The 23,359-nt window shown below is 73.2% G+C and carries 19 protein-coding genes; 15 read left to right on the top strand and 4 right to left on the bottom strand.

Features of this window, described 5'->3' with window-relative positions:
• Nucleotides 1-194: 194 nt before the first annotated feature.
• From J2S44_RS16750 to J2S44_RS16715, 8 genes are all read left to right on the top strand, one after another.
• Nucleotides 195-1,223 carry a nucleotide-binding protein gene (locus J2S44_RS16750; RefSeq protein WP_310414499.1) on the top strand — a complete coding sequence of 343 codons (1,029 nt, stop codon included), beginning with the start codon at nucleotides 195-197 and terminating at the stop codon, nucleotides 1,221-1,223.
• Nucleotides 1,220-2,470: a TadA family conjugal transfer-associated ATPase gene (locus tag J2S44_RS16745; RefSeq protein WP_310414496.1), complete on the top strand. Its 1,251-nt coding sequence runs from the start codon at nucleotides 1,220-1,222 to the stop codon at nucleotides 2,468-2,470. Before J2S44_RS16750 ends, J2S44_RS16745 begins: the two co-directional genes overlap by 4 nt.
• Nucleotides 2,467-3,624 carry a type II secretion system F family protein gene (locus J2S44_RS16740; protein ID WP_310414492.1) on the top strand — a complete coding sequence of 386 codons (1,158 nt, stop codon included), beginning with the start codon at nucleotides 2,467-2,469 and terminating at the stop codon, nucleotides 3,622-3,624. Before J2S44_RS16745 ends, J2S44_RS16740 begins: the two co-directional genes overlap by 4 nt.
• The gene (locus J2S44_RS16735) at nucleotides 3,621-4,280 is read left to right on the top strand and encodes a hypothetical protein (RefSeq protein ID WP_310414489.1); all 660 of its coding nucleotides are present in this window, start codon (nucleotides 3,621-3,623) and stop codon (nucleotides 4,278-4,280) included. Before J2S44_RS16740 ends, J2S44_RS16735 begins: the two co-directional genes overlap by 4 nt.
• 1,118 nt (nucleotides 4,281-5,398) lie before the next feature.
• On the top strand, nucleotides 5,399-6,049 hold the full coding sequence (locus tag J2S44_RS16730) for a type II secretion system F family protein (RefSeq protein WP_374727988.1): 651 nt from the start codon (nucleotides 5,399-5,401) through the stop codon (nucleotides 6,047-6,049).
• A gap of 24 nt (nucleotides 6,050-6,073) precedes the next feature.
• A complete protein-coding gene (locus J2S44_RS16725; RefSeq protein ID WP_310414486.1) occupies nucleotides 6,074-6,277 on the top strand; it encodes a DUF4244 domain-containing protein in 204 nt (67 codons plus the stop codon).
• A gap of 140 nt (nucleotides 6,278-6,417) precedes the next feature.
• On the top strand, nucleotides 6,418-6,858 hold the full coding sequence (locus J2S44_RS16720; protein ID WP_310414484.1) for a TadE family type IV pilus minor pilin: 441 nt from the start codon (nucleotides 6,418-6,420) through the stop codon (nucleotides 6,856-6,858).
• Nucleotides 6,855-7,694, top strand: a complete 840-nt coding sequence (locus tag J2S44_RS16715) for an Rv3654c family TadE-like protein (RefSeq protein ID WP_310414480.1) — start codon at nucleotides 6,855-6,857, stop codon at nucleotides 7,692-7,694. Before J2S44_RS16720 ends, J2S44_RS16715 begins: the two co-directional genes overlap by 4 nt.
• 233 nt (nucleotides 7,695-7,927) lie before the next feature.
• On the opposite strand, the gene J2S44_RS16710 is transcribed toward J2S44_RS16715, so the two are convergent.
• Together J2S44_RS16710 and sftH are read right to left on the bottom strand one after the other, a co-directional pair.
• The gene (locus J2S44_RS16710; RefSeq protein WP_310414477.1) at nucleotides 7,928-8,146 is read right to left on the bottom strand and encodes a hypothetical protein; all 219 of its coding nucleotides are present in this window, start codon (nucleotides 8,144-8,146) and stop codon (nucleotides 7,928-7,930) included.
• A gap of 127 nt (nucleotides 8,147-8,273) precedes the next feature.
• Nucleotides 8,274-11,009: a DNA 3'-5' helicase SftH gene (gene sftH / locus J2S44_RS16705; RefSeq protein WP_310414474.1), complete on the bottom strand. Its 2,736-nt coding sequence runs from the start codon at nucleotides 11,007-11,009 to the stop codon at nucleotides 8,274-8,276.
• A gap of 133 nt (nucleotides 11,010-11,142) precedes the next feature.
• On the opposite strand from sftH, the gene J2S44_RS16700 reads away from it, so the two are divergent.
• The 6 genes from J2S44_RS16700 (at nucleotide 11,143) to topA (ending at nucleotide 19,466) form a co-directional block, all read left to right on the top strand.
• Nucleotides 11,143-11,514: an STAS domain-containing protein gene (locus J2S44_RS16700; protein ID WP_310414471.1), complete on the top strand. Its 372-nt coding sequence runs from the start codon at nucleotides 11,143-11,145 to the stop codon at nucleotides 11,512-11,514.
• The gene (locus J2S44_RS16695) at nucleotides 11,511-11,951 is read left to right on the top strand and encodes an ATP-binding protein (protein WP_310414468.1); all 441 of its coding nucleotides are present in this window, start codon (nucleotides 11,511-11,513) and stop codon (nucleotides 11,949-11,951) included. Before J2S44_RS16700 ends, J2S44_RS16695 begins: the two co-directional genes overlap by 4 nt.
• Nucleotides 11,952-12,565: 614 nt before the next feature.
• Complete coding sequence (locus J2S44_RS16690; protein WP_310414465.1) at nucleotides 12,566-14,923, top strand: sodium-translocating pyrophosphatase; 2,358 nt, start codon at nucleotides 12,566-12,568, stop codon at nucleotides 14,921-14,923.
• A gap of 79 nt (nucleotides 14,924-15,002) precedes the next feature.
• Nucleotides 15,003-15,536, top strand: a complete 534-nt coding sequence (locus J2S44_RS16685; RefSeq protein ID WP_310414462.1) for a hypothetical protein — start codon at nucleotides 15,003-15,005, stop codon at nucleotides 15,534-15,536.
• 172 nt (nucleotides 15,537-15,708) lie between these two features.
• Nucleotides 15,709-16,263, top strand: coding sequence for a hypothetical protein (locus J2S44_RS16680; RefSeq protein WP_310414460.1), 555 nt, complete (start codon nucleotides 15,709-15,711; stop codon nucleotides 16,261-16,263).
• Between the two features lie 341 nt (nucleotides 16,264-16,604).
• Nucleotides 16,605-19,466, top strand: a complete 2,862-nt coding sequence (gene topA / locus J2S44_RS16675; RefSeq protein WP_310414457.1) for a type I DNA topoisomerase — start codon at nucleotides 16,605-16,607, stop codon at nucleotides 19,464-19,466.
• A gap of 15 nt (nucleotides 19,467-19,481) precedes the next feature.
• Here the strand turns inward: topA and J2S44_RS16670 are convergent, their stop codons facing one another.
• A complete protein-coding gene (locus J2S44_RS16670) occupies nucleotides 19,482-20,801 on the bottom strand; it encodes a D-arabinono-1,4-lactone oxidase (RefSeq protein WP_310414454.1) in 1,320 nt (439 codons plus the stop codon).
• Nucleotides 20,802-20,937: 136 nt separating this feature from the next.
• On the opposite strand from J2S44_RS16670, the gene J2S44_RS16665 reads away from it, so the two are divergent.
• Nucleotides 20,938-21,567 (top strand): TetR/AcrR family transcriptional regulator, encoded by a 630-nt coding sequence (locus J2S44_RS16665; RefSeq protein WP_310414452.1) that lies wholly within the window; start codon nucleotides 20,938-20,940, stop codon nucleotides 21,565-21,567.
• Nucleotides 21,568-21,916: 349 nt separating this feature from the next.
• On the opposite strand, the gene J2S44_RS16660 is transcribed toward J2S44_RS16665, so the two are convergent.
• Complete coding sequence (locus tag J2S44_RS16660) at nucleotides 21,917-23,131, bottom strand: amino acid deaminase/aldolase (RefSeq protein ID WP_310414449.1); 1,215 nt, start codon at nucleotides 23,129-23,131, stop codon at nucleotides 21,917-21,919.
• Nucleotides 23,132-23,359: the final 228 nt, after the last annotated feature.

The raw sequence follows: 23,359 nt of genomic DNA, 5'->3' as shown, positions 1-23,359 counted from the left end.
CAACGCCGAACTGGCGACCAACATACCCAACATCATTCACGTTCGCTCAGTGGGTGCTGGCGGGCCTTTAGCAGATCAACCCATGGTTTCGGACGGTGTCCACAGGTCCGGCGCCCGTCCACAGGCGGGTCCTGGCGGGGTGCGCGAACGGCGAGTCTTCCCTCGACGTCCGTCCCGGTCCATGGGGGTTCTCGATGGCTCGCACCGGCTTCCGGCCACTCCTCGTCACGGCCGACGAGGCACTCCTCGACGATGTGCTGCGGCTCGCCGCGGTGGCCGGCACCGAGCTCCAGGTCGCCACCGACCCGGTCGCCGCCCGCCCGCACTACGCGCACGCGCCGGTCGTCCTGATCGGCCCCGACCAGACCGTCCCGCTCGACCGCGCCCGCCTCCGCCGCCGGGCCGTCGTGCTCGTCGGCCGCACCGCCGTCGCCGATCCACCGGCCGACCTGGCCGCGCGGCTCGGCGTCGAGCACATCGCGGTGCTCCCGGCCGCCGAGCGCTGGCTCGTTGACCGGCTCGGCACGCCGCCGCCCGCGCCACCCGGCCGCGTCCTCGCGTTCATCGGCGCACGCGGCGGTGCCGGCGTCAGCACGCTGGTGGTCACCCTCGCGGTCACCGCGGCCCGGTCCGGCAAGCGGGTGCTGCTGCTCGACACCGACCCGATCGGCGGCCGGCTCGACCTCATGCTCGGCCGGCCGCAGGTCGACCGGCCCGGCCCCGGCGAGCTGGTGCTGCTCGGGCTCGACCGCACCGACCCGTTCGGCCGCACCGGCCCGCTCGGCTCCCTGCCCGCCGGCGCGGTCGTCACCGGCGTCGACGTCGGCCGGCGCGAGCGCGACCTGGTGATCGTGGATCTGCCCCGGCACCTCGGCGAGGCCGGTGCGGCCGCCCTGCGCGGCGCCGACCGGACGTTCGTCGTGGTCCCCGCCGAGCTGCGCGCCTGCCTCGCCGCGAGCCGGGTCGCGGCGCTCGCCCGGCCGCACAGCCGGCGTCTCTCCGCGGTCGTCCGAGACGCCTCCGCCGACACGCTCACCGAGGACGACGTGGCACGCACCACGCTCCTCCCGGTCGCCGGGTCCTACCGGAGCGATCCCATGCTGCGCGCGTCCCTGGCCCGCGGCGAAGTGCCGTCCGCCGACGGGCACGGCCCGCTGGCGGACCTCTGCCGCCGCCTCCTCGCGGTTCCCCCGGGCCGCGGCACCGAGGGGACGGCGGCATGAGCGGCGCGGCCGGGCTCTCCGCCCGGGTGCGGGAGCGATTCACCGTGGTCGGGGCGGACGCGACCGAGGACGCCGTGGTCGCGGCCGTGCGCACCGATCCGGACGCGGCCCGCCTCGACCCCGGGGCGGTGCTGCGCCTCGCCGAGCGGGTCCGCGGTGACCTGGTGGGTGCCGGGCCGCTGACGCCGCTGCTGGCCGACGAGACGGTCACGGACATCCTGGTCAACGCGACCGACGTGTGGGTCGACCGGGGCCACGGCCTGGTCCGCGCACCGGTGCGGATGGGCGGGGCGGACGACGTGCGCCGCCTCGCGCAGCGCCTCGCCGCCGGCTGTGGCCGCCGCCTCGACGACGGGCAGCCGTTCGTCGACGCCCGGCTGCCGGACGGCACCCGCGTGCACGCGGTGCTGCCACCGGTCGCCACCACGGGGCCGTACCTGTCGTTGCGCACGTTCCGGCAACGCCCCTACCGACTCGCGGACCTCGTGCTCGCGGGCACGCTGCCCGGGCCGGTCGCGGAGATCCTCCTCGCCGTGGTCTCCGCCCGGCTCGCCTACCTGGTGGTCGGCGGCACCGGCTCCGGCAAGACCACCATGCTGAACACGCTGCTCGGCCTGGTGCCGCCCACCGAGCGCATCGTCCTCGTCGAGGACGCGGCCGAGCTGCGGCCCCGGCACCCGCACGTCGTCGCGCTGCAGTCCCGCACGTCCAACGTGGAGGGCGCCGGCGCGGTCGACCTCCGCACACTGGTCCGGCAGGCACTGCGGATGCGCCCCGACCGGCTGATCGTCGGCGAGTGCCGCGGCGCCGAGGTCGTCGACCTGCTCGCCGCGCTCAACACCGGCCACGACGGTGGCGCCGGCACCCTCCACGCGAACGCGCCGGCCGACGTGCCCGCCCGGCTGGAGGCGCTCGGCATCGTCGGCGGTCTGCCGCGGGCGGCGCTGCACGCGCAGGTGGCGGCCGCGCTGCAGGTGGTGGTGCACCTCCGCCGCACCACCCGGGGCCGAATGCTGGACTCGATCTCCCTGCTCGCCGCGGACGGCCCGGAGCGGCTGCTGACCACCCGCACGGTGTGGCAACGCGGGCGCGGTCCGGGACCGGCCGCGACCGAGCTGGCCCGGTTGCTCGACGACCGGCAGACACCGGTGCCGCACCTGCTGCGGGTGCCGGTGTCGGCGCCCGTCACGGCCGCCGTGACTCCACTGCGGCCCCGGCCGCGCCCGGGCCGCGGGGACGTGTCGTGAGCACGTTCTGGGCGGCGATCTCGGTGCTCGCCGCGACGGTGGCGGCGCTGGCCGGTCTGGTCGCGTTCCGGTTCCGCCCCCACACCGGTCTCGAGCGGCACACCGCGCCGGCCCGGCCGGGTCTCTTCGCGGAGGCGGCGGCGAAGGACACCGCCAGGACCGGGCTGCCGGCCGCCTTCCGGTTCGACGGCGCCACCGGCCGCTTCACCCCGATCGACGACGAGCGGCCCTCCACGGCACCCGACCCCGATCCGGCAGGGCCGATTCCGGCCACACCGTCCGCCTCCGACGACGCACCGCGGGAAGTGGGCGGAGACCACCTACCTCGGTCCGGTGCGAGCGCACCGGGCGAGGTCGGCGGCGACGCACGTCGGTCTGGGGTGGGGGCACCGGACGAGCTCGCCGGCATCCCGCCGCGTGCCGCTGGCATCCCGGCGCGTGCCGGCGGCCTGTCGGAGCACGTCGATGACGGCCGGCCGGACGCATCGCCGGGCCCGTCGCCGGCTCCGTCCGGCGCGCGGGACGGGGGACGGCCGGTGTTCCGCGGGCCGGTGAGGATGCCACGCACCCGTGGCGGTCAACGGTTGCTGGTGTCCGCCGTCGCCGGGATGGGCGCACTGGCCGGGCTGGCCGTCGCCGGGCCGGTGGGCATGCTGGTGGCCGTCTACTGCCGCCTCGGCATACGCGGCGTGCTGCGCCGGGAGGCGGCACGATCCGCCGTGCGGGCCCGCACCCGGACGCTCGACATGCTCTGCACGCTCGCTGCGGACCTGCGGGCCGGGCTGCCGCACACCGACCCGCCCGCGCTGCCGGACCCGCGCATCGGGCGCCTCACCACGGCGGCCTGGCGACTCGCGGAACGCACCGGCGCCCCCTTGGCCGACCTCGTCGAGCGCATCGAGTCCGACACCCGCGCGATGGCACGTGGCCAGGCAGCCGCGGCCGCCGAGGCAGCCGGTGCACGCGCCACCGCGTGGCTGCTCGCGGCGTTGCCGGCCGGTGGCCTGGTCCTGGGCGCGTTCATCGGCGTCGACCCGCTGCACGTCCTGCTGCACACCCCGATCGGTGCCGCCTGCGCCACCGGCGCGGTGATCCTCCAGTCGGCCGGGCTGGCGTGGGCCAACCGGCTCGCCACCTCAGGGAGCACGCCATGACCACACTCTCGCCGACCCCGTTCGCACCGTCCTGGCCGCCACCGCCGCCGAGATCGCGGACCCTGACGCTGCCGGCCGGGTGCGGCACGCCGATGCCGTTCTTCCCGCGCCGCACTGCCACCGGCTGCGTCAGCGGCCTGCCGATCGCCGGCGCCCGTCAACCCGGTTGCGACGTGCCCCTTCCGCTCCTCACCGACCTGCTGGGACGCCGCACCCGGCAGCCGTCACCACCGGGCACCTTCCGGCCATCCCGCCCAGCCGTACGGGCCGCCATCCCACGCGTGCCGGTGACTCCCCACCCGGCGGCGGCTCTGTGCGTGCCGGCGGTTCTGGGGGTGCTGACGGTTCTGCGAGCGCCGCAGGTTCCGCACGTGCCGGTGGCTCTGCGCCTGTCGGACGTTATGCGTCTGTCAGAGGTTCTGCGCGCGGTGGCGGCTCCGCGAGTGCCAGCGGCTCCGCGAGTGCCAGAGGATCTGCGCCTGGTAGCGGTGTTCGGTGCGGTGTGGGCAGCCTTCGTGCTGGTGGCTTCCGGCGCCGCGGTGGTCTCTCGCACGGTTGCCGCCGTCGCGCGGACGGTGCCCGACCGCGGGACGTCGATGCGCGATGTTCCGAAGTCGGCGTGGGTGAGCGCCGTGACCAGGGGACCGGCGTCGTGAGCTGGGTGATCGCGCTGTCGGCCGTGGCGGGAGCGGCATTGCTGGCCGGTGTGTGGGCACCGGAGCTGCTTCGGCACAGAAGACTTCTCCGAGCCCCGCGCGGCGTCGCACGGGCCGAGCCCATCTCCGCCGAGTACGCCGGCGACCAGGGCTCGCCCGATGCGACCCCGCGCGGGGCAGCGAACCGGAAGCGCACAGCCGCCGACACCCACGACCTGCCGATCGCCTTCCTCAGAACCGGCCGGGCGTCGGACATCGACCAGCCGTCGGTGCCGCACGTCGCGCGCGACGATGACGCGTCTCGGCGCCGGTCGGCGGCCGGGGTCGAGACGGCAGGTCGTGCCCAGGGGGCTTTGATGCCCGGCCTCATCACTGGGCGCCTCAACACCTCTCCGAGCACACTGCGAGCGGCATTCTGCGCCGGCGTTCAGCGTCGGTCCGACAGACCCGGGGACCGAGCATCGGTGCGACTCCGCGAGGCGGTGCCGCTTCCAGGCACGGCGCGGCTTTCGGGTGCGGCCCGTCCGTCGGAGGCGGCCCATCCGTCGGGTGCGGCGCGGCTCTCCGGTGCGGGCTCACGTCCGGGCACGGCGTCACGTCCAGATGCGCCACGGCTTCTTGCGGCGGCAAGGGTTCCTGTGGCGGCACGGGTTCCGGTGAGGGCCGAGGACGGAGACCCGCCGAGCGCCGCATCCGCACCGGCAGCAAATCTCGGAACCCGAGACCGGGATTACGCCGCGCGTGGCGACGAGGAGTGGATCAGCCGCACGCCCGATCCGAACGCGGCCGACCGGGATGCCGCCTCGCGGGAACGAGATGGCTGGAATGCCATGCCGGCCAGCGGGAGCGAACATGCGATGTCGCTCAGTGGCGGCGGGCACGCGCCGCCGATCAACGTCGGCGTTCACGCGATGCCGGCTCCCGGTGTGCCTGAGGTGCCGACCGTTGGTGGGCACGGGATGCCGGACATCGACAAGCATGCGGTGCCATTCGGAGACGGCGAACAGTTCGTCTCCCACCACGACGGTGGGCAGTTCGTTTCGGGCCGCGGTGGTGGGCAGTCGGTTTCGGATTCCGGTGGGGGACAGGCCGTTGCAGGCTCCGACGGTGGGCGGGGGGTGCCGGGTGGTGGCGGGCGAGCCGCTCCGCGGCGCGGTGACGGGGGTGAGCGGCCGCGGCCGCTCATGCTGATCGCCGGTGCGCTCGGCGGCGGCATTGCGGCGGCGTTGCTGGTCGGCGGGCCGGCCGGGATCGGGTTCGGTGCCGCTGCGGCTGTCGGGACGTTCCTGATGCTGCGCCGGCTGGAACCCGCCGGCATGCGTGCGCTGCGACTTCAGGCGATCGCCGATCTACCGCTCGCCGCGGACCTCCTCTCCGCCACGCTTCGCGCGGGGGCGCCGGTCGACCGCGCCGCCGACGCGGTCGCGGACGCGCTCGGCGGACCGCTAGCCCTTCATCTCGCGCGGGTGGCTCGGTCACTGCGGCTCGGCGCTCCGGCGGAAGAGGCGTGGGCCTACCTGTCGCCGGTGCCGGGCGCGGGCCGTCTGGTCGCGGCCGCGATCCGGTCCAGCGCGAGCGGTGCCGCGCTGGCGGGCGCGCTCACCCGGCTCGCCGACGACCTGCGAGCCGATCGTTCCATCGCCGCGCAGGTGGCGGCCCATCGCGCCGGCGTGCTCGTGGTGCTGCCACTCGGCCTCTGTTTCCTGCCCGCCTTCGTCCTCGCCGGCCTCGCGCCGGTGATCATCGCCGTCCTCGACGACCTGCTGTGAACAGCCAGAAGAAAGGAAACATCCATGATCACATCGCTCCTCGCCCCGATCAGAACCCGCATCCGTTCGCTCTCCCGCCGGCTGCGCGGGGACGCCGGGATGAACACCGCCGAGTACGCCGTCGGCACACTCGCCGCAGTCGCGTTCGCCGCGGTCCTACTCAAGGTCTTGACCAGCCCGAACATCCAGAAGTCCCTCGCGGAGATCATCGAAAGGGCACTCAAGTGAGCGCGTTCGACCTCGCCGCCCTTCGCTACCGGGGCCGCCACCATCACCGTGGCCGCATCGTGCCGGTGATCCACGCCGTCACGTCGGCCCTTCACCTTCGCCCGCCGGTCTTTCGCCGTCGCCTGTCGGCTTCGCCCGGCATGCCCGTCGCCCCGCCGGGCTCAGGCCCGTCGCCGGCCGGGTGGGCGGCAGACCCGCCGCTCGCAAGCTCGACCGGCGGTACGGTCGCCGCCGGTGCGGACCGGGGTGCGTTCACCGCGGAGTTCGCGGCGGCGCTGCCGGCACTGGTGTTGCTCCTCGGGGCGGGCCTCACCGCCGTGACGGCCGTGACCGATCGCGGTAGGTGCTACGACGCCGCACGGGATGCCGCACTCGCCGCCGCGCGCGGCGAGTCCGGTATGGACGCCGGAGCGGCCACGGCACCACCGGGCGCGACCGTCACGGTGGTCCCCGAGGGCGAGCACGTCCGGGCCGTGGTGACGGTGCCGGTCCGTGCGCTGGGACTGAGAATCCCGGACATCACCGCGACCGGCGAGGCGGTCGCCGCCATCGAACCCGGCGTCTCGGTGACCGCCGAATGAGCGGCCCCCGACCGATGCCGCCGACCAGCACGTCACACGGCCCGAACACACCCGCCCGGCCGACCATGACCGCCGACCGCACCGGGAACCGACGCAAAACGCCTCAGGGCCCGGCGTCTCAGGGCCCGGCGCCTCAGGACGCGGCGCCTCAGGACGCGGCGCGCAACGGCGCGGTACCTGAAGGCTTGGCGCCTGAAGGCTTGGCGCCTGAAGGCTTGGCGCCTGAAGGCTTGGCGCCTGAAGGCTTGGCGCCTGAAGGCTTGGCACCTGAAGGCTTGGCGGTTCGGTGCATGGAGCCTCACGGCCTGGCACCTTCGGGCGTGGTGGCGCCGGATCGAGGTGCAGCGTCTCTGCTGGTTGCGGCCGTGGGGCTGTTCCTCGTGTGCGCCGGGGTGGTCGGCGCCGCCGTGATCGGTGCTGAGGCCGCGGTCCGGCGAGTCCGGATCGCGGCGGACCTCGGCGCGCTCGCGGGCGCACCGTTCGTCCCGCGGGGCGAGTCGATGGCCTGTGAGCGCGCCACCCGCGTGGTCGCGGCGAATGGCGCACGCACCGCGTCGTGCGATGCGGAAGGCCTGATCCTGACCATCCGTGCGGCGCTCGACGCCGAGCCCTGGCCCGGTCTTCACGCGACCATCCACGCCGAGGCGAGGGCCGGTCCCGCTACGGCCCCCGCCGAACCGGACGATCTCCCGGCTCCGCCGGCGTCGGTCACCGACACCCCGCACCCTCAACTGATACCCGCCGTCGGCCATCGGCACCCCGCCGTCGGCCACCGGCGGCCCCGGCGTCGGTCACCGGCACCCCGCCGTCGGTCACCGGAGCCCCGCCGTCGGTAACCGGAGCCCCGCCGTCGGCCATCGGCGGCCCCGGCATCGGCCACCGAAGTCCCGGCGTCGATTACCGGGCCCCGAGGTTCGGTTGGCGGTCCTCTGCCGCCGGCGGGCCGACGAGGTCCGCTACCGGCTGCTTGTGCGGTTCGTGCCGCGGGCCGACTCGTTTGCTGTTTCACGGGTTGGCCCGCGGGGCGTCGTCGTGGAGCGGGTGCCCGGGGTGCGCCGGGTGGTACGAGTCAGGCGGCGTGGGAGGTCGGTGACGGAGCCGGCGTGCGGACGTTGATGGCCAGCAGGATCTGGTGGATCTTGTCGAGACGCTGGAAGATCCAGTCGAGGCGCTCGGCCTGGGCGAGGGCGGCGTAGGCCTGGGCCAGGGCGATCTGCTGGTCGACCGTGAGCGTGTCGGGGTCGATGCTGTAGACGAGCTCGACGGTGTCGGACATGGTGTTCGCCACGGAAGGGCTCCCTTGGGGCTCGGGCGGGACGCGCGGTGTCGGGAGACGCATGGTAGCGCTCCCATAGATGGATGCCCATGTTGAGCGAGGTTGCTCCGCGCATCCCGCGATTTGAGACGTGGCGACGTCAGCCCGCAGCGGTGGGGAGGGCGGCCAGCACGGCGTCCAGGACCCGTACGGCGGCGTCCTTGGCCAGTGGGTTGTTGCCGTTTCCGCACTTCGGCGACTGGACGCAGGCGGGGCAGCCGGTCTCGCAGGCGCACGAGTGGATGGCCTCGCGGGTGGCGCGGAGCCAGTCGGCGGCGACCGCGTGCGCGCGTTCCGCGAAGCCGGCACCGCCGGGGTGCCCGTCGTAGACGAACACGGTCGGCAGGCCGGTGTCGGGATGCGCGGCGGTGGAGATGCCGCCGATGTCCCAACGGTCGCAGGTGGCCACGAGCGGGAGGAGGCCGATGGCGGCATGTTCGGCGGCGTGCAGGGCGCCGGGTACGTCGGCGGGCTCGACCCCTGCGGCCTCCAGCGCCTCGGGAGTGATGGTGAACCAGACCGCGACGGTGTGCAGCTCGCGCACGGGCAGGTCGAGCGGCCGGGTGTCGATGACCTCGCCGGAGCCGATCCGGCGACGCTGATAGGAGACGACCTGCCCGTGTACGTCGACCTCACCGAGGAAGAGCCCGACCGGGCCGGCGTCGAAGCGCTCGCGGACGGACGTGACGGCCAGCGACGTGACGTCCCGGGCGTGCGTGGTCCAGTCCGGCTCCTCCGCGCGGACCAGCGCGACCGCGTCGTCGAGGTGCAGTTCCTCGACCACGAACGAGCTGCCCTGGTGCAGGTAGACGGCGCCGGGGTGAACGATGAAGTGCGACGACGCCGGGTCCACGGTGCCGAGCAGCCGGCCGGTGGCGGACTCGACCACGTTGACCGGCGAGCCGCCCTCGCCGCGCAGGTCCACGTCCGGGCGGGTGCGGTGGGTCCAGAAGAAGCCGGTGGGGCGGCGCCGCAGCGAACCGGACCGGACCAGCGCGGCCACGGTCGCCTCGGCCGGTGCGCCGCCGAAGAGCTCCAGGTCGTCGGCAGTCAGCGGAGCCTCGTTCGCGGCGCAGCAGAGTTGCGGACCGAGCACGTACGGGTTGGCCGGGTCCAGCACCGTCGCCTCCACCGGGCGGCCGAAGAGCGCGTCCGGATGGTGCACCAGGTAGGTGTCCAGCGGATCATCGCGGGCGACCAGTACGGCCAGCGCCTCACCGCCGGAGCGGCCCGCGCGGCCGGCCTGCTGCCACAGCGACGCGCGGGTGCCGGGGTAACCACAGATGATCACGGCGTCCAGGCCGACCAGGTCGACGCCGAGCTCGAGCGCGTTCGTGGACGCCATGCCGAGGAGTTCGCCGGTGAGCAACGCTCGTTCCAGCGTGCGCCGCTCCTCGCGCAGATACCCGGCGCGGTAGGCGGCGACCCGCCTGCCCAGGCCGGGCACGGCCTCGTCGAGCGATCGGCGCGCGATCGACGCGACCACCTCGGCGCCACGCCGGGACCGGACGAAAGCCAGCGTCCGCACGCCGTGGGTGATCGCGTCGGTGAGCAGGTCCGCGGTTTCCCGCAGCGCGGACCGCCGGACCGACGGGGCGGCGAGCGAGTCGTCGTCCGGGTCCAGTTCCGTGGGATCACCGGACAGGCCGGGTGGCAGCAGCGGCGGCTCCCACAGTGCGAACGTGACACCGCCGCGCGGCGACCCGTCCGCCGTGACCGCGGTCACCGGCAGCCCGGTGAGTCGTTCCGCGGCCGCCGCCGGATCGCCGGACGTCGCCGACGCCAGCACGAACACGGCCCGGCTGCGCCGCACCGCCCTTCCACGCCGCCGCGGGCCGGCCTGTCCGCGCGCTCCCGCTCCCCGCCCGGCGCGCGTATCCGCCCGCGCCGGATCCGCGGCATGCCGCCGCGCGTCACCCGCGTGCTGTGCCGGAACCGCCGCCTCCGGCGCGGACCGCGTGACCTCATGTGCCGGGTCGCCTGCGTGCCGCGGGGTGTCACCCCCGTGCTGCGCCGGAACCGTTGCCTCTGAGACGGACAGCGAGACCTCATGCGCCGGGTCACCGGCGTGCCTCGCGACGTCAGCACCACGTCGTGCCGGAACCGCCGCGGTCGGCGGCTTCTCGCCGAGCGTGTTCGGCGGCTCTTCGCCGACGGCGTTCGGTGGCGCCGTGTCGGCCGGGTCCGGGCCGAACGGCACCGGTGCGTAGCGGTCGGCCATCCGGCGCAGCCGGCGCAGTACGTGGGCCACGTGGGAGCCGAACAGGCCGCGGTAGACGTGGCATTCGTCGACGACCACGTACGTCAGGCGGCGCAGGAACGTGGACCACAGGTGGTGGTGGGGCAGGATGCTGTGGTGCAGCATGTCCGGGTTCGTCAGGATGAACCGCGAGTTCGCCCGGATCCACTCCCGCTCCTCCGACGGTGTGTCGCCGTCGTAGCAGGCCGGCCGCACCTGCGGGGCCAGTGCCGTCACCGCGCGCAGCTGGTCGGCCGCGAGCGCCTTCGTCGGTGCGAGGTAGAGCACGGTGGCCTTCGGGTCGGCGTCGAGCGCGGTCAGCGCCGGCAGCAGGTAGGCCAGGGACTTGCCGGACGCGGTACCGGTGGCGATCACCACATGCCGGCCGTCCCGGGCGAGCGTCGCGGCCTCGGCCTGGTGTCGCCACGGCCGCGTGACGCCGCGCGCGGCCAGTGCCGAGCGGAGCGCGGACGGGACCCAGGAAGGCCATTCGACGGGGTCACCGGCGGCGGGCGGCACGATCTCCACGTGCGTCACGGAGGGGGAGGTGTGCAGGCGCCGCAGCAGTTCGGCCGGGGCGACCGCGGTGTGGCTCACGTCGTGCACTCTCGCACTGGTGTGCGGAAAACCCAAACGTCGACGCGGAAGCACGGGGCCGCGCGATGCGGCCGTGGCCGCCCGATGGTTAGATTCGATTGGGCGTAACCGCCGAAGTCACCGAGGAGGACTGATGGAGCTGCAGCTGGCGACCCGCACCGTCGCCGGGCACACGGTCCTGGAGGTCGGTGGCGAGGTCGACGTCTACACGGCCCCCCGACTGCGCGAGCGGCTGGTCGAGTTGATCGACGGCGGCGTGCGCGGCGTGATCGTGGACCTGGGCGGCGTCGAGTTCCTGGACTCCACCGGGCTCGGGGTGCTGGTCGGTGCGCTGAAGCGGCTACGTCCGATCGGCGGCACGTTCGGCCTGGTCTGCGCGAAGGAGCCACTGCTCAAGATCTTCCGGATCACCGCGCTGGATCAGGTCTTCCCGATCTACCCGTCGGTCGACGCGGCCGTGCAGGCCGCGGGCGGGACGGGTGCGGACTCCGGTCCGACCGCGTGATGGCGACTGTCCGGCTGGCGTTCTCCCCGGCGCCTGTGCACGTGCGCACCGCCCGGCTGGTCGGCGTGGCCGTGGCCCGTCGCGCCGGCGTGGCCGAGGAGCTGCTCGACGAGGTGCGCCTGGCGATCGGTGAGGCGTGTGCCCGCGCGGTCGCGCTGCACCGGCAGTACGGCGTGTTCGAGCCGGTCCAGGTGGTGATGTCCGACGCGGACTCGTACACCGTCCGGGTGATCGACCGCGCGCCGATAGAGGCCGGTCTCGGCATCCCGTCGATTCCGCCGGACGAGCTGGCCAACGAGTCGCTCTCCGATGACGAGCTGACCACGGGTGTCGGATTTGCCCTGTTGGCCGGTTTTGTGGATGATCTCCAGGTGCGCCCGGTCGAGGAGGGTGTGGGCACCGAGGTCCGCATGGCCTGGCCCACCCACGCCGCCTGACGGCACGGGCGCCTGCCCGCGCACGCCGCAAGACCCAAACAAGATCAAACCAAGTTCATCCAGCGGTACGCCCGGACTCTGCCATGCTCCGCACGGAGTGCCACCGGCCACCGCGCTCCACCGTGCCGGCGCGCCGCCGCGCGGGGTGAAGCGGCGAGCCCGGACGCACCGGAGCGATCCGGGCGAGACGCAGATCACATCGCGTGGTCGAAACGCACCGTCGAATGCCACGCCCCTCCGGCCATCACCGCAAAGGCCGGTAAAACCCGATAAACGCCGGTAGATGCGCCTGATGCGCGCCCGGCCACGTACCCCCTGGTCAGGGTTTGATCTTGTGGCGTCCGGTTGCGCGTGACGACCCGATGACCTTGACTGTGCCTACAGACAAGCCCCGATGAAGGCGCTCGGCTAACACAGTGGCCAACATCATCACGACACGACGGCTCCGGCTGTGACCCTCGACACGGGTGACCGCTACAGTACGCGGGTCATTACGTACTGTTCCCGGCTCCGCTCGATCGGGTGAGGGCCGGACGCTGCCACGGCCGCGTGGCCGCAACCACCGGTTCGTCCGCCGGATGGTGCGCGCACGGTAGGAATTGAGGAGGACATCGATGTCCGGGTTCAGCCCTGTCGCCGCCGGCGACGGCCTGTCCCTTACCGGTACGAATCTCACGTACGTCGTCGTCGCCGCGGTCATCGCGCTGGTGGCGCTGGGCTTCGCACTCGCGCTCGTGCGCGGCGTGCTGGCAGCCGGTAAGGGAACGACCAACATGCAGGAGATCGCCGGCGCCGTGCAGGAGGGCGCGTCGGCCTATCTCTTCCGCCAGTTCAAGACGCTCGGCATCTTCGTGGTGATCGCCCTCGTCCTGCTCTTCCTGCTGCCGGTGCACGACACCGACGGCAACGAGACGCTGGTGAAGATCGGCCGTTCCGCGTTCTTCGTCGTCGGCGCGGTCTTCTCCGCGTTCATCGGCGGCGCGGGCATGGCGCTGGCGACCCGCGCGAACCTGCGCGTCGCCGCCGCGGCGAACGAGGCGACCGGCGGCCGGGAGAAGGCGATGAAGATCGCGTTCCGCACCGGCGGCGTGGTCGGTTTCCTCACCGTGGGTCTCGGCCTGGTCGGCGCCTCGCTGGTGGTGCTGCTCTACAAGGGCGACGCGCCGACCGTGCTGGAGGGTTTCGGCTTCGGCGCCGCGCTGCTGGCCATGTTCATGCGGGTCGGCGGCGGCATCTTCACCAAGGCCGCGGACGTCGGCGCGGACCTGGTCGGCAAGGTCGAGCAGGGCATCCCGGAGGACGACCCGCGCAACGCCGCGACCATCGCGGACAACGTGGGCGACAACGTCGGTGACTGCGCCGGCATGGCCGCTGACCTGTTCGAGTCGTACGCGGTGACGCTGGTCGCCGCGCTGATCCTGGGCCGCGCCGCGTTCGGCGAGGACGGCCTGGTCTACCCGCTGATCGTCTCCGCGGTCGGCGTGCTGATCGCGATCATCGGCGTGTTCATCACCCGGCTGCGCGCGTCCGACCGCAGCGGCCTGACCGCGATCAACCGGGCGTTCTACATCTCCGCGGCGCTGTCCGCGGTGCTGGTCGCCGTGGTCACGTTCCTCTACCTGCCGAACACGTTCGCCGGGTTCGACGACCCGAACGTGAGCGCGGACTTCACCGGCAACCCGCAGTTCCTGGCGATCGGCGCGGTCGTGATCGGCATCGTGCTGGCCGCCGCGATCCAGGCGCTGACCGGCTACTTCACCGAGACCGAGAAGAAGCCGGTGCAGGACATCGGCAAGTCCTCGCTGACCGGCCCGGCGACCGTCATCCTGGCCGGCATCAGCGTCGGTCTGGAGTCCGCGGTCTACTCCGCGCTGGTGATCGGCGCCGGCGTCTTCGGGGCGTACCTGCTGGGCGGCGGCTCGATCATCCTGTCGCTGTTCGCGGTCGCGATGGCCGGTATCGGCCTGCTGACCACGGTCGGCGTCATCGTCGCGATGGACACGTTCGGCCCGATCTCGGACAACGCGCAGGGCATCGCGGAGATGTCCGGCGACGTGGACGAGGCCGGTGCGCGCACGCTCACCGAGCTGGACGCGGTCGGCAACACCACGAAGGCGATCACCAAGGGCATCGCGATCGCGACCGCGGTGCTGGCCGCGACCGCGCTGTTCGGGTCGTACCGGGACACTATCACCACCGCGATCGGCGACGCCGGCGCGGATCTGTCGATCGACGCGCTGCTCAACGTGTCCGACCCGCGCAACCTGGTCGGCCTGCTGATCGGCGCCGCGGTGGTCTTCCTCTTCTCCGGCCTGGCGATCAACGCGGTCTCCCGGTCGGCCGGCGCGGTCGTGGTCGAGGTCCGCCGGCAGTTCCGGGAGAACCCGGGCATCATGGCCGGCACCACCCGCCCGGAGTACGGCCGCGTGGTCGACATCTGCACCCGGGACGCACAGCGTGAGCTGCTCACCCCCGGCCTGCTGGCGGTCCTGGCGCCGATCGCGGTCGGGTTCGGCCTCGGCGCGGGCGCGCTCGCGTCGTACCTGGCCGGCGCGATCGGCACCGGCACGCTGATGGCGGTGTTCCTGTCCAACTCCGGTGGCGCGTGGGACAACGCGAAGAAGCTGGTCGAGGACGGCGCGCACGGCGGCAAGGGGTCGGAGGCGCACTCCGCGACGGTCATCGGCGACACGGTCGGCGACCCGTTCAAGGACACCGCGGGCCCGGCCATCAACCCGCTGATCAAGGTGATGAACCTGGTCAGCCTGCTGATCGCACCCGGCGTCGTGATGCTCAGCATCGGCGACGAGGCGAACACGCCGGTCCGGATCGCGATCGCCGCGGTGGCCACGCTGGTCATCGTCGCGGCCGTGGTCTGGAGCAAGCGGAAGCCGGTCTCCATGGGTGAGGAGCCGCCGGCCGGTACGTCCGGCACGCCGGTCCCGCCCAAGCAGGAGGCCGTGAGCGCCTAGTGGGAGATGCCGCCGGGGGGATCAGTAGGCTCCCCGGCGGCATCGCGCGCCGATGACCCGCAGTCGTACGCTGCTCTCCATGCGCACCCCCCGCATGGTGTCCATCACCGCGGTCCTCACCTCCCTTCTCCTGCTCGCCGCCGGCTGTGGCGGTGGCGCCTCGCCGAGTGCGTGGGCGTCCGCGGTCTGTGAGGCGCTGGGCCCGTGGCGCACCGAGATCAGCACGTTGGCCGACCGGACGAACCAGCAGATGAGCGCGGAGACCACGCCGAGCGCCGCGCGGGAGAACCTGGCCCGGTTGTTCCAGGGCGCCCGGGACGCCAGCGAGGCCGCGCGTCAGGGCGTGGAGCGGGCCGGCGTGCCGGACGTGGAGAACGGCGAGAGCGTGGCGCAGGGCTTCCTGACCTCTCTCGACGGCGTGCGGGCCGCCTACGACAACGCGCACCGGGCGATCATCGCGCTGGACACCACCCAGGCGGACGCGTTCTACACGGGCGTCGAGCAGGTGGTCAGCACGCTCGGCACGGAGTACGACAAGGCCGCGCTGGACACGTCGTCGCTGCAGTCGGAGGAGCTCCGCGAGGCGTTCGACCAGGTGCCGGAGTGCCGTTGACGTGTCCGTCAACCCGCCGATCCCGGGCCTCCCGGACGTACCCCCGCAAGATCTTGATCTTGGTAAGGGTCGGCGTCGTGCTCCCCGGGATCGCGATCGAGCCCCCGCGGAGGGGCGGCCGTCAGGCGTTCCCGGGGCGGGTGGCCGGGGGGAGGAGCCCTCGCTCTTCGGGGTGGAGGCGCACGATCCGGGCGTCGCGGACCTGGCCGGGCTGCTCGCCGGGCCCGGGGAGATCGTCCGGATGGGCGGCACCGCGCGCGTCTCGGTGATCGTGGCCGAACCGTGGCGGGTGCACGTGCTGGTCCCCGAGATCGCCCGCCGGGGCCTGCAGGCCACCTGGTCGCGCACCGAGGACGAGCGACTCGAGGTGCGCACCGCCTACGCCACCACGCTGATGCCGCTGGCCCGCGCCTGGCTGCGGGAACCCGGCGACCCGAAGCGCCCGCCGCGCGCGTTCTTCCTCAACGGCTTCCGCCTGCGGCTCTGGGTCGCGGCGGCCGGCGCGCCCGACCCGTCCGGATATGTGCTTCGGCTCGGCCGTGCCGACGCACCGATCTGGGAGACGGTCCGCGCCGCGCTGCACGCGGCCGGCCTGCCGAGCCGCCTCACCGTGCCGCGTGACGGCGACCCCGGGCTGCGCATCTCCGGACGCCGCCGGATCGCCCGCCTGGCCGGCCTGGTCGGGCCACGCCCGGACGCCGCGCCGGAGTCCGCGTGGCCGTCCTGACCGCCGGTGTACTGTCTAATCTCCGACAGTTACGGTGACTGGATGACCGAGACATAGACCGGCACGATGGTGCTGGTCCGTGCCGATGTTTTCCGGCAGCGGACACCGTTGGGGGGAACAGCGGTCGCTCGGACGGCGTTGCCGATCCGTGGCGCCGGCAGCCCGGTAGCGTGGGGTCGCCGGCGGTCCCGCGCGACCCGCCGGCCACCGACCGCGTTACCGTGGATCGGTTGGCGCAGCGGCGCGCATGATCAGCCGTGGCCGATCGGAGCCACGCGCTGCCAGCCGCCAATAGATCAGGCGATCCACGTCGTAAGGGATCCACCGAGGTCAGGAGTAACGTGCCGAGCAACGCCAAGAGCACCCGTCTGGTCATCGTCGAGTCACCGGCGAAGGCTAAGACGATCTCGGGCTACCTTGGCCCGGGCTACGTCGTCGAGGCCAGCTTCGGGCACGTGCGCGACCTGCCTCGCAACGCGGCCGAGGTCCCGTCCGGTTACGAGGACAAGCCGTGGGCCCGGCTCGGCGTCGACGTGGACAACGGTTTCACCGCGCTCTACGTCGTCTCGCCGGACCGGAAGAAGCAGGTCACCAAGCTCCGCTCGCTGGTCAAGGACGTCGACGAGGTCCTGCTCGCCACGGATGAGGACCGCGAGGGCGAGGCCATCGCCTGGCACCTGATCGAGACGCTGAAGCCCAAGGTCCCGGTCCGGCGGATGGTCTTCCACGAGATCACCAAGCCGGCCATCCAGGCCGCCGTCGCGAACCCGCGCGAGCTCGACCGCGACCTGGTCGACGCGCAGGAGGCGCGCCGCATCCTCGACCGTCTCTACGGCTACGAGGTCTCCCCGGTGCTGTGGAAGAAGGTGCGCACCGGTCTCTCCGCGGGCCGCGTGCAGTCCGTCGCCACCCGCATCGTGGTCGAGCGCGAGCGCCAGCGGATGGCCTTCCGCACCGCCGACTACTGGGACATCCTGGCCCGCCTCGCCGTGCAGGGCCAGGTCGAGGGCCCGCGCACGTTCAACGCCACGCTCATCGCGCTGAACGGTGACCGGGTGGCCACCGGTAAGGACTTCGAGCCGACCACCGGGCAGGTGCGGCCCGGCGCCGGGGTGATCCACCTCGACGGCGACGGTGCCCGCGGCCTGGCCGCCCGCCTCGACGGGCGGCCGTTCCAGGTCACCCGCGTCGAGGAGAAGCCGTACCGGCGCCGGCCGTACGCGCCGTTCATCACGTCCACGCTCCAGCAGGAGGCGGCCCGCAAGCTGCGCTCCGGCTCCCAGCAGACGATGCGCACCGCCCAGCGGCTGTACGAGAACGGCTACATCACCTACATGCGTACCGACTCGGTGAACCTCTCCGAGTCCGCGCTCTCCGCCGCGCGCACCCAGATCGCCGAGCTCTACGGCCCGGCGAACGTGCCGCCCCAGCCGCGCCGCTACACCGGCAAGGTGAAGAACGCGCAGGAGGCGCACGAGGCGATCCGCCCGGCCGGTGACGTGTTCCGCACCCCGGGCGAGGTGGCGAACGAGCTGTCCGGCGACGAGTTCAAGCTCTACGAGCTGATCTGGCGGCGCACGATCGCGTCCCAGATGACCGACGCGGTCGGCTCGTCCGTCTCGGTGCGCATCCGCGCGGTCTCCACCGCCGGCGAGGAGGCCGACTTCGGCGCCACCGGCAAGACCATCACCGACCCCGGCTTCCTGCGCGCCTACGTCGAGTCCTCCGACGACGAGAACGCGGAGGCGGAGGACGCCGAGCGCCGGCTGCCCAACCTGGCCAAGGACCAGCCGCTGACCGCGGAGCAGCTGGACGCGGTCGGCCACACCACCCAGCCGCCGTCCCGCTACACCGAGGCGTCGCTGGTCAAGGCGATGGAGGAGATGGGCATCGGCCGTCCCTCCACCTACGCGTCGATCATGCAGACCATCCAGGACCGCGGGTACGTGACGAAGCGCGGTCAGGCGATGATCCCGTCGTTCCTGGCGTTCGCGGTGGTCGGCCTGCTGGAGCGGCACTACCCCGGCCTGGTCGACTACAACTTCACCGCCGCGATGGAGAACCAGCTCGACGAGATCGCCGGTGGGGACGCGCGGTCCGCGGACTTCCTCACCGCGTTCTACTTCGGCAGCGGCGCCGGCGCCGAGGCGTCGATCGCCCGCGCCGGTGGCCTGAAGAAGCTGGTCACGGAGAACCTGGCGGAGATCGACGCGCGCAGCGTCAACTCGATCCCGCTGTTCCGCGACGACGAGGACCGCGACGTCGTGGTCCGGGTCGGTCGCTACGGGCCGTACATCCAGCGCATCCACCACACCGACGACCCGGCCGCGGAGTCGTCCGAGGAGGGCCGCGTCTCCATCCCCGAGTCGCTGGCTCCGGACGAGCTGACGCCGGAGAAGATCGACGAGCTGTTCCTCGGCGGTGGCAGCGGCGAACGCAAGCTCGGCGAGCACCCGGAGACCGGCGAGCCGGTGCTGCTCAAGTCCGGCCGGTTCGGGCCGTACGTGTCCAGCGGCGACAAGAACTCCTCGTTGCTGACCAGCCAGAAGCCGGACGAGTTGACGCTCGCCGACGCGCTGCGCCTGCTCTCGCTGCCGCGCCTGGTCGGCGTGGCCCCGGACGGCGCCGAGGTCTTCGCGCTCTCCGGCCGCTACGGGCCGTACGTGAAGAAGGGCGACGAGTCCCGCTCGCTGGACAGCGAGGAGCAGATCTTCACGGTCACGCTGGACGACGCGCTGGCCCGCCTCGCCGCGCCCAAGACCCGCGGTGCCCGCCGCGCCGCCGCCCCGCCGCTGCGCGAGATGGGCAACGACCCGGCCACCGAGAAGCCGCTGGTGATCAAGGACGGCCGGTTCGGGCCGTACGTCACGGACGGCGAGTTCAACGCGTCCCTGCGCCGCAGCCAGACCGTGGAGGCCCTCACGCTGGAAGAGGCCTCCGAGATGCTCGCCGAGAAGCGCGCCAAGGGGCCGGCCCCGGCCAAGAAGCGCGCCGCCAAGAAGGCCCCGGCCAAGAAGGCGGCGGCCGGCGACGCCACCCCGGCGAAGAAGACCGCCGCGAAGAAGACCACCGCGAAGAAGACGGCCACCAAGAAGGCCACCCCGGCCAAGAAGGCGGCCGCGGCCAAGACGACGACCGCGGCGGCGAAGAAGGCCCCGGCGAAGAAGGCCGCCCCCGCGAAGGCCGCCACCGACGCCTCCTGAGCGGGCGGCGGTGGCTCAGGCGCCGAGGACCTGCCTGGTGTAGGCGTTCTGCATGACCCGGCCGGGGTCGAGGCGGTCGCGGACGGCGCGGAAGTCGTCGAAGCGGGGGTAGGCCGCACGCAGCGACTCCGCGTCGCGGTAGTGCAGCTTGCCCCAGTGCGGGCGGCCGCCCAGCGCCGTCGCGACCCGCTCGAACGCGCGGAAGTACGGCTCGTACGGCGCGCCCTGGAACTGGTGCAGGGCGAGGTACGCGGAGTCGCGGCCGTACCCGTGGGAGAGCCAGATGTCGTCCGCCGCGGTGAACCGGACCTCGACCGGGAACTGCACCCGGAACGGCAGCGCCGCCAGGATGCGCTCCAGCGCGGCCAGCGCCTCCGGTAGCGCGGCGCGGGGCACCGCGTACTCCATCTCGGTGAACCGGACCCGCCGGGTCGTGCAGAAGACGCGGTCGGAGCGGGCCGTATAGGTGCGCTCGGTGAGCCCGCGGGCGGCGACCTCGTGCACGCTCGGGACCAGCGCGGGAACGGCCCGGCCGAGGCGGCAGAGGCCGCCGTAGACCGTGTTCGACAGGAACTCGTCGTCGAGCCAGGCGCGGAACCGGGGCAGCGGCGCGTCGTCCAGCGGCACCCGGTTGCTGGTCTTCGCCTGACCCCGGCCGGTGTACGGGTACCAGAAGAACTCGAAGTGGTCGTTCCCCGCGATCAGGTCGTCCACGCCGGCCAGCACGTCGGCGAGCAGCACCGGCGTCTCGTGCGCGCGGAGCACGAACGCGTCCACGCAGCGCAGCGTGACCTCGGTGATGACGCCGAGCGCGCCGAGACCGACGCGGGCGGCCGCGAACACGTCCGGGTGCCGGTCCGCGGCGCAGTGCAGCACCTCGCCGGCGGCGGTGACCAGCGTCAGCCGTTCCACGAACGTGGAAAGACACCCGACCGTGGCACCGGTCCCGTGCGTACCGGTGGAGATCGCCCCGGCGACGGTCTGCACGTCGACGTCGCCGAGGTTGGGCAGCGCGAGACCGTGCCCGGACAGCACGTCGTTGAGCGTGTGCAGCCGCGCGCCGGCCTGCGTGGTGACGAGCCGGGCCGCCCGGTCGACGGACACGATCCGCGACAGACCGCTCGTATCGATCTGGATGTCGTCCGCGACGGCGACGGCCGTGAACGAGTGACCGCTACCCACGGGCTTGACGCGGTGCCCGGTCGCGGCGGCATCCTGGAGGAGGGCGGACATCTCGTCGGTGCTGGTCGGCTTCGCCACACGCACGGGCCTGACCTGCTGGTTGCCGGACCAGTTGGACCAGGTGGCGATCGGTGCCGGTGCTGTGCGGGCCATCTCAGTCCCCCGAGGTCACACCTGACGTGAATTGAATTCATATCAGCACGGAGACGGAGAGTAAACACTTTGCGGCGACTCGCTCGTTAAGCCGAGTAACCTTTGTTTTCTCTCTGCCGAAAGGGAGTTGCGACGCGTGTCGACAACAGCTGTCACCGCCGGACCCCTACGCCGCGTCCCCGTTCAGGGGCGCAGCGTAGCGCGGGTCCAGCGCATGCTCGACGCCTGCGCTGAGCTTGTCGACGAGGTCGGATACGAGGGACTGACCACGACCCTGCTCGCCGAACGCGCCGAAGTGGCGATCGGCTCGGTCTATCAGTTCTTCCCGGACAAGCGGGCCATCGTGCAGGCACTCGCCCTGCGCAACATGGAGGCCTACCTCGAGCGACTGTCCGCCCGGTTCGCCGCCGGCAATCTCGCCCACTGGTGGGACGGGGTGGACGCGGCGATAGACGAGTTCATCGGCATGCACCGCACCGTCGCCGGGTTCCGCACGCTGCACTTCGGCGACGTCGTCGACGTGCACCTGCTGGACGAGGAACGCGACAACAACGTGGTCATCGCCAACCGGATCGCCGAGGTGCTGCACGAGCAGTTCGCGGTCGCGGACACGCCCACGCTGCGGTTCGCCCTGGAGATCGCGGTGACCACGGCGGACTCCCTGATCAAGCTCGCGTTCCGCCGCGACTCGGACGGCGACCCGCGGATCATCCAGGAGTCCAAGACGCTGATCCGCGACTATCTCCAATCCCACGTCGGCGTCTGACGACCGAACCCGGCGGGGGTTCGACCACGAACCGCGCCCCCGCCACCGAGCGGCTCGGCCCTCGCGGTGCCGGACGGCTTCGGCACTCTTCGGTGGCGGATGCCGGCCTCGCGGCCGATCGGAGCGGTCCCGTTCCGCCGTGGCTGGGCAGCCGCTCGGCAAAACCTGTGCGATTCGATCGCCGAGATTTCGGGCGCTCCGCGCCCGAAATTTCATCCTTTATCGCCCCGGGCCATCGCGCAACAGCCGGGGCCGGGGTGAGCCGCCGCACAACGGCCGAGTTGAGCGGGGCGGAGCCGGACGCGGCAGGTGCCCGCAAGGCTCGCTTCCCGGAGGCGCCGCGCGGCGCTCAGCCCAGGAACGCGTGCCCCTCGCCGCGATAGGTCGGTGCCGTGGCGACGACCCGGTCGTCCTCGATCAGGTGAAGCTCGTTGAGGTGTTCGCAGAGCTCTCCGGCCTTGGCGTGTCGGAACCAGACCCGGTCGCCGGGGCGCAGCGAGTCGGCGGCGGGGCCGGACAGCGGGGTCTGGACCTCGCCGGGCCCCTCGGAGCCGACGTAGCCGAGGCCCTCGGGCAGCCACGGCAACGGGAGCCGGCTCTTCTCCGCGGGGCCGGACGCGACCCAGCCGCCGCCGAGCACGGTGGCGAAGCCGTCGGCCGGGCGGCGGACGACGGACAGGCCGAAGAACGCGGCCGGTACGGGCCGCCACGCGCGGTACCCGTCGAACAGCGCGGGACCGTAGAGGCCGGAGCCGGCGGTCACCTCGGTGACGGACGGGTCCTGTGCGGTGGCGGCGACGCTGCCGGTGCCGCCGCCGTTGACGAATTCCAGGTCGGCCAGCTCGCGCACGGCGGCGACCGCGGCCACCCGCCGGGGGAGCAGCTCGGTCCCGGACCGCTTCTGCACGGCGCGGATGATCAGGCCGCGGGCGGCCTGCCGGGGCGGCGCGTCGCCGAGCCCGGCGATCTGCGCCTCGTAGGCCATCAGCCCGACCAGCCGGAAGCCCGGGCGCCGCACCACGTGCTCGGCGAACCGGCCGGCCTGCGTGGCGGAGTGCACCGGCGAGCGGCGCACGCCGAGGTGCAGCCGGCCACCGAGCGGTCGCCAGGACGCGTCCAGGTCCAGGCAGACGCGGATCTCCGCGCGCCGGTCCGGTGCGGCGACCGAGTCCACCAGGTCGAGCTGCGCGGGGCTGTCCGCCATGATCGAGATCGCGGCGGCGAGTTCCGGGTCGGCGCCCAGCTCGGCGAGCGCGGCCCGGCTCACCGTCGGGTAGGCGACCAGCACGTCCTCGCTCACGCCGGAGCGCACCAGCCAGATCGCCTCGGGCAGCGTGTACGCCATCACGCCCGCCCAGCCGGGCCGGGCCAGCACCCGCTCCAGCAGTGCCCGGCAGCGTACGGACTTCGCGGCGACCCGGATCGGCTTGCCGGCCGCCCGGGTGGTCAGCGCGTCCGCGTTCGCGTCGAACGCGGTCAGGTCGACCACGCCGACCGGCGGGTCGAGGTGGGCGGTGGCGCGGTCCAGTCGCGCGCGCAGCGCCTCGCGGTCCGTGGGGGGCACGTGCGTACCGTATCGGGACAGGCCGGACAATGCGAGCCTGCTTCACGTATGGCTGACCGCCGCCCCGGCACGATCAGGGGAAACTGGGGGCAGGGCGGAAAAGGCACCGCGGCTAGAGTGTTCTGCCGGGGGCGCCCAGCGAGGGGCCGGCACGCGGAGGTACGGCCATCGAGACACAGGCGAGCGGACAGGTTGACCTGTCCGGCATGAAGGCGCTGCGGTCGGTCA

Origin of the sequence: Catenuloplanes niger (assembly GCF_031458255.1) — a bacterium.
Taxonomy (GTDB): Bacteria; Actinomycetota; Actinomycetes; order Mycobacteriales; family Micromonosporaceae; genus Catenuloplanes; species Catenuloplanes niger.
Note: the sequence above shows the minus strand (reverse complement) of the source record. Positions and strands in the feature narration are given on the sequence as shown.

What these genes read in the sequence shown, in the direction of transcription:
- J2S44_RS16750 (WP_310414499.1), top strand. Translation starts at nt 195, where the DNA reads ATGGCTCGCACCGGCTTCCGGCCACTCCTCGTCACGGCCGACGAGGCA.
- J2S44_RS16745 (WP_310414496.1), top strand. Translation starts at nt 1,220, where the DNA reads ATGAGCGGCGCGGCCGGGCTCTCCGCCCGGGTGCGGGAGCGATTCACC.
- J2S44_RS16735 (WP_310414489.1), top strand. Translation starts at nt 3,621, where the DNA reads ATGACCACACTCTCGCCGACCCCGTTCGCACCGTCCTGGCCGCCACCG.
- J2S44_RS16725 (WP_310414486.1), top strand. Translation starts at nt 6,074, where the DNA reads ATGATCACATCGCTCCTCGCCCCGATCAGAACCCGCATCCGTTCGCTC.
- J2S44_RS16720 (WP_310414484.1), top strand. Translation starts at nt 6,418, where the DNA reads ATGCCCGTCGCCCCGCCGGGCTCAGGCCCGTCGCCGGCCGGGTGGGCG.
- J2S44_RS16715 (WP_310414480.1), top strand. Translation starts at nt 6,855, where the DNA reads ATGAGCGGCCCCCGACCGATGCCGCCGACCAGCACGTCACACGGCCCG.
- J2S44_RS16700 (WP_310414471.1), top strand. Translation starts at nt 11,143, where the DNA reads ATGGAGCTGCAGCTGGCGACCCGCACCGTCGCCGGGCACACGGTCCTG.
- J2S44_RS16690 (WP_310414465.1), top strand. Translation starts at nt 12,566, where the DNA reads ATGTCCGGGTTCAGCCCTGTCGCCGCCGGCGACGGCCTGTCCCTTACC.
- J2S44_RS16685 (WP_310414462.1), top strand. Translation starts at nt 15,003, where the DNA reads ATGCGCACCCCCCGCATGGTGTCCATCACCGCGGTCCTCACCTCCCTT.
- J2S44_RS16670 (WP_310414454.1), bottom strand. Translation starts at nt 20,801, where the DNA reads ATGGCCCGCACAGCACCGGCACCGATCGCCACCTGGTCCAACTGGTCC.